Here is an 8270-nt window from a genome sequence, read left to right on the forward strand (position 1 = left end):
AGATGCGCGCCATGTTCTCGATGTTGTTCGGTGCCGGCGTTGTCTTGCTAACCAGTCGAGCCGAGAAGCGCGGTGCAGGTGGCATGGCAGCGGATATCTACACGCGAAGGAACATCGTGCTCGTGCTGTTCGGGCTGATCCACGGTTGCTTCATCTGGGAGGGGGATATCCTTTTCGACTACGGATTGGTTGCCTTGCTTCTTCTGTATCCATTGCGGAAAGCGCGGCCAAGGGTATTGCTCGCGTTGGTAGCCATATCGTCCTTGTTGAGTACCTTTTCGTACGAGTCCTACTTCCATATCGCGCAGAATATGCTCTTGTCCCGTCAAGCTGCAGCCGTCGCGACGAAGGAACAGCGGCATCAGCCGGTCAGTGCTGCGGAGCGCTCCGTGCAGAAGGCGTGGCAGGGAGTCATCGACACCCATCGCCTTCAAACGCGCGAGGAAATCAACAAAGAGGTCGAGAAGAAACGCGAACAAGGCTATTGGGAAGGCGTCGACCAACGCCTTGACCGTTACATCGGAACGAGTGTCTCGTTCCACATCTTCCTGATGCCCGACATCCTCGCCCCCGCCCTATTGGGCATTGCCTTGTTCCAACTGGGATTCCTCACTGCCGAGCTATCGACAGCGACATACGTATGGACGGCAGTAATAGGATTCAGTATTTCCGTGCCGCTGGTCATTGTCGGCGTGTACCGCACGTATGCGCATGGGTGTTTCTTCTTTCTCAATAACGACGAGTGGCTGACCCTACCCTATGATCTGCAGCGCTTGACAGGCATGGTGGCGATTACCGCCGTCGTCATGATCCTGATCAAACTGGGCGCCTTGAAGCGGATTCAGCGGCTCCTCGCGGCTGTGGGCAAGATGGCTTTGACCAACTACCTGCTGGCCAGCGTGCTTTGCCAGTTTTTTTTCATCTGGGGGCCGTGGAAATTGTTTGGCACCCTACAGTATTGCCAGTTGATGTACGTGGTTTTCGCCGTATGGGCCGTCAATATCACCCTGAGTTCCTTGTGGCTGCGCTGTTTCCAATTCGGCCCGCTGGAATGGGTCTGGCGTTCGGCAACTTACGGAAAGTTCCAGCCGATGCTGCAGCCCGCCCCAGGTAGCGTTTCACGTGGCGGAACCCCCCGGCCTACGCTACATACGAGTTCACGCGGCTGTATTAAATAGGGTCAAGGCTTAGTCACGGAAAAGTAAGCTGCGGCCGCTTCGATCTGTGCATCGTCCATTCTGGATGCGACCTCGGTCATAGATCCCGGCTTTGGCGGCGTCGCTCTGGCCCTTGCCTGGAATTCGTGAATCCGTGCGATCGAGAATGCCATTGGCTGGCCGGCAATAGCAGGGAAGCGCGCGCCATTGCCTTGCCCGGAAGGGCCGTGGCAGCTGAAACAAGAAGCAACGCCGTTCTTGCCACCGCTTTCGGCAAGCAGCTTTCCGGCCGAAATCGTTTCCGCCGAAGGAGCGTGCAGGGACTGCGCAAGCGGTGGATCCTCAGCTGAAAAATATGCTGCGATCGCGTGCATCTCGTCGTCCGAAAGACTTTGCGCTACCGGTTGCATGACGACGCTAGCGCGCGTTCCGTCTTTGAACATGGACAACGCGTGCGCAAGATAGTCAGGATTCATACCGGCCAGTCGCGGTGATCTCACTGCTTCGGAGCCTTCGCCGCGATTGCCGTGACAACCTGCGCATACGGCAACGAGCCGTGCGGGAGGTGGTGATGTCGTAGTGGCTGCTTGTCCGGCCATGGTGAGTGCTGGCAGTAGTGCTAACACGATGCAAAGCGCCGTGGCGCGGGTAAGTCGGCCAAAAGTCGATCCTTTCTCAGCCCGCTTGTTCGAGAACGCTAGAGGGTGCCAATCATGGGGAGTGGGCATTGTCGTGCACGACAGATGAAAGTGGAATGCCGACGATACACCCACTGATGCTCTCCCTGCGCACTCAACCTAAGCAACCTTAGTTGAACCTGACCACAGGCGGGGGCTCGGGAGACCCTCGATACATCACCGATTGGAGCGACCGTTCGTGCGCCCCATCTTGCTTCCGTTCCGAGGTATTTCTCACTGGCGACGAAGCACTACATACTCGCCCTCCGTTCAGAACAGCTCACCTTGGGGCGAAAAGACTCGCGGCGGCACGAACCGCGAGGTGTCCAACACCGTATCCCAAGCACGATCCAACCCCGCCTTCCGCGTCGCCACCTGCACCCGCTTGCGAATAATGTCCGCAAACACCCCCTGCCCACGCATGCGCGTCGCAAAGTTCGAGTCGTAGTCCTTCCCGCCGTTCATCTGCTGAATCAGACTGATGATGTGCGAGGCGCGATCCGGGTAATGCACTTCAAGCCACTCGCGAAACAGCTGCTTGAGCTCATGCGGCAGACGCACGCAGGTGTACCCAATCGATCGCGCGCCAGCGACACCTGCTTGCTCGATGATCGCCTCTACATCTTTCTCGTTTAGCGCCGGAATAATCGGCGCAACCAAAACACCCACTGGCACGCCCGCGTTGCTCAACGTCTCCACCGCCTTCATCCGCCGATGCGGGGCACTGGCCCGCGGCTCGAGCTTCGACGCCAGCTTGTTGTCCAGCGAGTTGATCGACACGAATACATGCACGAGATTGCGCTCGGCCATCGGCACGAGGATGTCGAGGTCGCGCTCGATGAGCGCGTTCTTCGTGACGATGGTGCACGGGTGGTTGCACTCGTTGAGCAACGCGAGCGCGGCGCGTGTCAGCCGCCACTTCTTCTCGATCGGCTGGTAGGGATCCGTGTTGCTACCGATGTTGATCGGCTTGCAGACATAGCTGCGCTTGGCCAGCTCACCGCGCAGCACTTCCTCGAGGTTGGTCTTGGCGAACAGCTTGGTCTCGAAGTCGAGGCCGGCCGAGAGGTTGAGATATCCGTGGGACGGACGCGCGTAGCAGTAGATACAACCGTGCTCGCAGCCCCTGTAAGGATTCAGGGCCTGGTCGAACCCGACATCGGGGGAGTCGTTCCGGCTGATGACCGAGCGCGCCAGCTCTTCCCTGGTCTCCGTCGGCGGCCGGGTGGTCTCGTCCTCCCGGTACCACCCGTCGTCTTCGGCCACGGATCGAGTCTTCTCGAACCGGCCTTCGGGATTGGAGGCGGCGCCGCGGCCCTTGTGTGGGCGGATAGTGGGGATCGGAGAGGACATTGTACAAATGTACAGCCAACCGATCTCAAGGGGCGCGATCCGCTTGGCAGGCCGCCTCTCAGGGTGTGCAGATGTCCGTACTGGCCAGCTTGGTGAACGCGATGCCGCCATAGGGACTCACACCGATGCGCGATCCCGGGAGCCGGGTCGTGTTCGTACCGAGGCTGCTCGCGCTGGCGTTGAGCGCACAGAGGACGAAGGCCATGGGCTGGGAGGCATTCGTGCGCGACGCGACAGCCTCCAGTTGTCCCTGCTGGCCGAACGTGACGACCGCCCCATCCACCGCACGGGCGGACACGCCATTCAATGCCGGCGACGTGCGGAGAATCTGCATCCCCGCCGAGGCAGTGGCCGTGTAGACATCGCTCGCCTTGGTCGTCGCCACCGGGTGGACGTAGACCAGCCAACCCGTTTCGTACGTGGCGGCACCCGAACAGGTCGCGCCATCGGCACTCGCACAGAGCGACACATAGGTCGCGCGCAGGACGCCTTCCGTGCGGGCGTACTGAACGGCCGCCTGGAGGTTGTCGGCGGCAACGCGCAGCCGGTGTTTTTGCAGCGTCGTGCGAAACGACGGCAACGCGATCGCCGTGAGGATGGCGGCCACGATGATCGCAACCATGAGCTCGACGAGGCTGAGGCCTCGCGCGGCACGCCTTCCTGAGCGGCCGACCGTCACCAGCAAACGCCGTTCGCGGTCGTGCCCGCGGGGCCCTTCAGGCCCGTATCGGTCACGGTGAGTGCGCCGCAGGTATCGCGCGCCTGGGAACCGACGGGCGTCGCGGTAGCGGTGTAACCCTGAGCCGCCACAGCATTGACCGTGGCGGGCGTCACCGACGCGGTGTAATAGCTGTTCTCCGACGTCGCCGTGATGGTGGTCGAGTAGCCGATGGTGGCGAGATCCGCATAGGCATTGTGCAGGGCGAAGTAGCGCTCCTCGGCGTTGGCGATCGCCATCAGCAACTTCTGTCCGTCCGATCGTCGTGCGCGGAATCCGTAGCGGCTGTACGACGTGATCGCAATGGCCGCGAGGATGCCCATCACGACGAGGACGATCATCAGTTCGAGCAGGGTGAAGCCGCCACGGGGGCGCTTAATCGCAAGCATGTCAGTTCTCGCCATTCAGGATGCGCCACGAGCGGCGGCGCGCAGTAGGAATGCTTTCGCCGACCGGCGTGCCACTACCACCCAGCGCAGGTACCTGGCCCGGCAGATACGAGGTGCCGCCGCTGAGACTGGCCGAGGTGTAGAGCGAACCGGAACTGGCGGCGCCCAGTACGTGAGCGCCGGCAAGCGAGTAGCCACTGCCGAAGCTGACCGTCGAACCGATGGAGACCCCGAAGGCCGCGCCGCCCGTCGTACCGTCGAGAGCGATGATCGAACCGGAACTCGATGTCGTGCAGGGATCGTTGGCGGTCGGAATCAGGGTGCTGAAGGTAACGGTGTTGTTGCTCGAGTCCAGAGCCGGCGTCACGACGACGCGTTCCCCGGCTACCGTATCCAGGCGCATGTACCAGCCGGAACTCGTCGCCGGCACGACGTTACTGGTGACGCCGATGGCGCCGGTCGCCGCATCCAGTGCCATGGTCTGTTTGGTCAGGTTGCCTCCGGCCAGGGTGATCGGAGAGGCCACGTTCGTGCCCGGGTCGCGTACGCCATAGAGCGCCTGGATCGTGGTGTCCGCGGTATCGGCCGTACTCAGGTAACGACCGGTCCCGAAGATCACCATGAAGTACGTCGACGTCGGATCGGCGAGCAACCGCGGCGACGTCGTGATCGACTGCGCGTTAGCGGTGGCTGGCTTGAACAACAGGCTGACGCCCTGCGATTGGGTCGTTGAGGCAAGCGCTGCCGTGGAGAGATCGATCCGCCATACGTTGCCGTCCAGATCGCCTGCGAAGGCGACATCGGCCACCTGGTCGCCGTCGTAGTCGCCGACCGCTGGCGTCGTCAGGCCATGGCTGACCACCGCACCGGTTCCCGTCGGCGTGCGGATCTCCTTCAACAGAGTCCCGGTCTGCGCATCGAGGACGAACAGCGAGCTGTACGTGTTACTGGCGGCGGCCGAGGTGTTGCCATCGGGGAAGTAACCGCCGGGGACGAGAACCACCCAGCGGCCCACGGAGCCACCGCCATTGTCATAAGCGACCCGGGTAATGACCGGCGTGCCGAAGGTGTACCCGAGGTTGGCGGGCGTGCCGGTGGCGGCAACGCTGTCGCTGTTGAATTCCCAGAGCACCTTGGACGCGACGGCAGTGCTCGTATTGAGCGTTGTTGTTCTCGGGTCGGTGATGTCGATGCCGAAGACACCGCGGCCGCCCAGGCGCAGCGAGCCGACAAGCAACGTGTGCCAACCCATGGTCGAGTTGTTCAGCGCGCTATTGGCGTTAAAGAAGACGTCGCCGGTAACCGGACTGCCGTCGACCGTGGGCGTGAAGGTGAAGTTCGTCAATCGGGACTGCGCCGGGAGATTCGCGTAAACGCTCGCCGGCACGTAGGCCCACAGTTCGCGGCCAGGCAGCGCACCTGAGACGGAAGCCAGGCGCGCGTCGAACGCATGCAGCATGCCGTCGTTAGCACCCACGTAAACTGCCGCCGGACGTGTCGCCCACTTGGAAAGGAACGTGGAGTAACTCATGGTGGGATCGGCGGCGACGGCCTTCGCTTCCGGTGCTCCCGCCGAGAACGAATCGCCGTACCCGCTGTTGGGAGCGCCGACATAGGCCGGCTGCGATCCGAATATCGCCCCAAGCAACGACGATCGCGTACGGAACGTGGTGCCTTCGAGCGTGCGTATGCCGGTCAGCCAGTCCACGCGTTTCGTGCCCAGGTTGTCGGTCGTCGCTGTGGACCCCGTACCGTCGGACGAGTCCAACGCGGCCTTCTCGGTGGTACTCAGGCCGGTATAGGCAAACGTGATGGCTTTACCGGCGCCAGGACCAGTGCTCGTGGCGATAAAACGGGGATCGTTGGTCGCACGATTGGTGAGGAAGGCGCCAGCGTCGCCCGGCGCCGGAAGCCACACCGCCGCCCCCACGGCACCGTTCGAGCCAACCACCCTGGCAATCAGCGTCCCGCTCCAGTCGATCGTGTTGTAGCCCGCGTAGTAAGCGAGCGCATTCGTCGTCAGCACGTTCGCGCTGAGGCTGAGCGTGAGTGAGGTCGAGCTGCTTGCGATCACCGACGAGAGGACGGTGGTCAGGCTACTGACGAGTGAGGTCGGATCCGCGGCACTGAAGTATCCACCGCGACTGTTCAAGGCCGCGTGCCAGGTATCGTCGATGTTGGTCGCGCCACCCCCCGTGTCGGGCGTAGGCCACGCCTTGGTTCCCTTGCGCAGCGCGGTGTAGTCGCTCGGGAAGGTCAGGGTACCGGAGATACCCATGGTGACCATGTACTGGGACATGTGCTGCCACGTCGCGGGATCGTTCGCCGGATTGAAGTAGACCTCGCTGTTGCTGCCGGGCGTCGTCAGGTTGACGGTCGTCGAGCTGCCGGTAACGCCGGTGGTCAGGTCCGGATAATAGGCTGGCACGTTGTTGGCCAGGTCGGTGCGCAGATCGTTGGCCCAGTATGAGAAAGCGATGTCGGCGAGCGAGGGATTGGTGGTGCCCACCTGGTTCCAGAATATCTTCGAGGGCGTGCCACTCGTCGCGTAGGTCGTGCCATCGGGTAACGTCAGGCCGACCGAGTCCAGGGATGTCCCCTTGGCGGGGCTATCGCCATTCCAGTAGCCGTCGGTGACCAGCATGTTGAAGTTCTTGCGGCACGAGAGCTCACCCGGTGTGCTGGTGCTGCCGTTCCAGTACGGGTCCTGCGCATTCGGCGATGTCTTCAGTGCGCGTTTGTAGAAGTCGCCGGCGACCTGGGTCGCCACGCGCGTCGGCGTGCCGCCGCTGGCGGGCGCCCCGTAGAGCCAGTTCATGAACTGGCTCCGCCAACAGGTGTCGGCGGTGCTCGTGGGCACGCACGAGGTGGCGTTCGCCAGCTCGAGAATCTGGCTCGTCGTTATCAGTGGACCGTAGTATTGGCCGGCGTAGCTACCGGCGTTGGTGTTGTAGCTGCCGCTCGCTGTCTGTGTCTGTAACGTCTGCCAGGCGACACGTACCGAGCCGTCCGCAAGGCTGGCGAAAACACGTCCCACCGCCGCGCGCGCGTTGAGGTTTCGCGTCCGGTAATAGCTGTACCAGATGGCGAAGTTCTGCTGGATCGCCGCCGATTCATTGGCGACAAGGTGGAATGTACAGGTCGCGTCGTTAGTGGGCTGCGTGCACACATAGTAGAAGCCGCCGGTGTTGGCGCTCGTCTGGGTGGTGACCAACGTGCAGGTGGTCACCCGCGAGCTCAACACACAGGTGGCGACTGTGACACTGCCATCGCTGTTGGTGGTCGTTTTCGTGCCGAGCACGCCGTTGAATAGCCCGCAGAGGAGCCCTGAACACGTCGTCGTCGTGCTGGTGGAAGTGGTTCCTCGCACCGACGCCGGGATGTCCATCTGCGGGCAATTGCCGTTCACGTACCACGTCGTGAGCTCATTGGCGTTTCGCGAGCACGGCGAGTTACCCGCCAGGGTGTTGGCAAGAAACCCGGCGTAGAACGCCGCGCTGAGGTCGACCACGATAGGACTGAGATACTTGCTGCTGCCGGGTGACCAACACTTCTTGGTCAAGGTGTTTGCGCAGTAACCATCGCGCCATGCGGCCTTGAACGTCGGCGTGCCCAGGGGAGCGCCACTCGCATCCGGCGGGATCACGTACGTGATCGTCGGATCGAAGTAGATCGGGTTGCCCTGCGCGGAGTAGTAGTACTTCGAGGCGGTGTTGTCGTCCATCGAATCGGGAATCGACGTGGAGTTCATCGAGCCGGAATCGTCGAACGTCACCACGATGTTGGGTGCCACCTTCGAGGTGACGCCGGGCGGCGTCTTGCTCACGGTGACAGTGCCGGCCGTGACCGCGGACGCGGCCAGCAGCCATGCGATCGCTGCGACGAGAAGGACAGCCCACGAGAGGAGAGGTTTCTGCATGAGGGGTGTCTTCAGGTCAGCGTACATGCGACGAGGTTCGGCGTAACGAAGGTGGAC

Annotated in this window: 6 protein-coding genes; 1 reads left to right on the forward strand and 5 read right to left on the reverse strand. The window is 62.3% G+C overall.

Going from position 1 to position 8270, the window contains the following annotated elements; translation table 11 throughout:
• Positions 1-1178: DUF418 domain-containing protein (locus AC1DT2_RS11365; RefSeq protein ID WP_477296282.1), on the forward strand; the 1178-nt coding region annotated here is incomplete at its 5' end.
• Between the two features lie 2 nt (positions 1179-1180).
• Here the strand turns inward: AC1DT2_RS11365 and AC1DT2_RS11370 are convergent.
• The 5 genes from AC1DT2_RS11370 to AC1DT2_RS11390 form a co-directional block, all read right to left on the reverse strand.
• Entirely contained in the window at positions 1181-1885 is a 705-nt protein-coding gene (locus AC1DT2_RS11370) for a c-type cytochrome (RefSeq protein WP_477296283.1), read from the reverse strand.
• 219 nt (positions 1886-2104) lie between these two features.
• The gene (locus AC1DT2_RS11375; RefSeq protein ID WP_477296286.1) at positions 2105-3187 is read right to left on the reverse strand and encodes a PA0069 family radical SAM protein; all 1083 of its coding nucleotides are present in this window, start codon (positions 3185-3187) and stop codon (positions 2105-2107) included.
• A gap of 58 nt (positions 3188-3245) precedes the next feature.
• A complete protein-coding gene (locus AC1DT2_RS11380) occupies positions 3246-3866 on the reverse strand; it encodes a GspH/FimT family pseudopilin (protein ID WP_269448001.1) in 621 nt (206 codons plus the stop codon).
• Complete coding sequence (locus AC1DT2_RS11385; RefSeq protein ID WP_477296284.1) at positions 3863-4294, reverse strand: type IV pilin protein; 432 nt, start codon at positions 4292-4294, stop codon at positions 3863-3865. The genes AC1DT2_RS11380 and AC1DT2_RS11385 overlap by 4 nt, the downstream gene beginning before the upstream one ends.
• 1 nt (position 4295) lies before the next feature.
• On the reverse strand, positions 4296-8213 hold the full coding sequence (locus AC1DT2_RS11390) for a pilus assembly protein (protein ID WP_477296285.1): 3918 nt from the start codon (positions 8211-8213) through the stop codon (positions 4296-4298).
• Positions 8214-8270: the final 57 nt, after the last annotated feature.

Source organism: Luteibacter sp. P4_E6 (assembly GCF_056401535.1).

Bases quoted from the DNA above. Each gene is read 5' to 3' on its own strand.
- AC1DT2_RS11385 (WP_477296284.1), bottom strand. From the start codon at position 4,294: ATGCTTGCGATTAAGCGCCCCCGTGGCGGCTTCACCCTGCTCGAACTG.
- AC1DT2_RS11370 (WP_477296283.1), bottom strand. From the start codon at position 1,885: ATGCCCACTCCCCATGATTGGCACCCTCTAGCGTTCTCGAACAAGCGG.
- AC1DT2_RS11390 (WP_477296285.1), bottom strand. From the start codon at position 8,213: ATGCAGAAACCTCTCCTCTCGTGGGCTGTCCTTCTCGTCGCAGCGATC.
- AC1DT2_RS11375 (WP_477296286.1), bottom strand. From the start codon at position 3,187: ATGTCCTCTCCGATCCCCACTATCCGCCCACACAAGGGCCGCGGCGCC.